The following is a 684-nucleotide window of genomic DNA, read 5'->3' on the forward strand; positions in this document are numbered from 1 at the left end:
GGTGGTGGGAGGAGCGGGCGGGGCCATCCAGCCCGACAGCCGGTGGGTGGTCGGTGCCGTGTGCGGGACGGGCTCCGGCGACTGGGGCTCGGGTGGTTCCCAGGTGCGGCCCTGCGCGGCGGCGTCCATGGCCTCGTTCGCCAGCCGGTCGGCGTGGCTGTTGCGCTCCCGCGGAATCCAGGTGTAGCGGACCCGGGGGAACTCCCGCGCGACCTCGGCGGCCTGTGTCGCCAGCGGACGCATGGCCGGATGTTTGATCTTCCAGCGTCCGCTCATCTGCTCGACGACGAGCTTGGAGTCCATCCGGACCTCGACGTCGGCGTCCGGGGCGAGGTCGGCCGCGGCGCGCAGCCCGGCGATCAGGCCCTGGTACTCGGCGACGTTGTTGGTGGCCCGGCCGATCGCGCCCGCCCGCTCGGCCAGGACGGCGCCGGTGCCGGCGTCGCGGACGAGCGCCCCGTAGCCCGCCGGGCCCGGATTGCCCCGCGACCCGCCGTCTGCCTCGACGACGAGCCGGCGTGCCGGACGGTCACTCATGATCGGCTCCTATCCGCCTGCCAGCCCGCCTGCCGGCTCACCGGCCCGGTCCCGTCCGCCGGAGCGCCCCCGTCCACGAGGCCGCGCCCGTCCACGAAGCCGGCCCCGTCCACGAAGCCGGCTTCGTGCGCACGGCCGGCTCCGCCC

At 76.2% G+C, this 684-nt stretch carries 1 protein-coding gene; it reads right to left on the bottom strand.

Features of this window, described 5'->3' with window-relative positions; translation table 11 throughout:
* Nucleotides 1-537, bottom strand: a 537-nt coding sequence (locus NBX02_RS15260) for a reverse transcriptase-like protein (RefSeq protein ID WP_250291892.1), incomplete at its 3' end; no start/stop codon positions are given.
* Nucleotides 538-684: the final 147 nt, after the last annotated feature.

The organism is Protofrankia sp. CiP1_Cm_nod1 (assembly GCF_920888515.1).
In the GTDB taxonomy this organism is placed as follows: Bacteria; Actinomycetota; Actinomycetes; order Frankiales; family Frankiaceae; genus Protofrankia.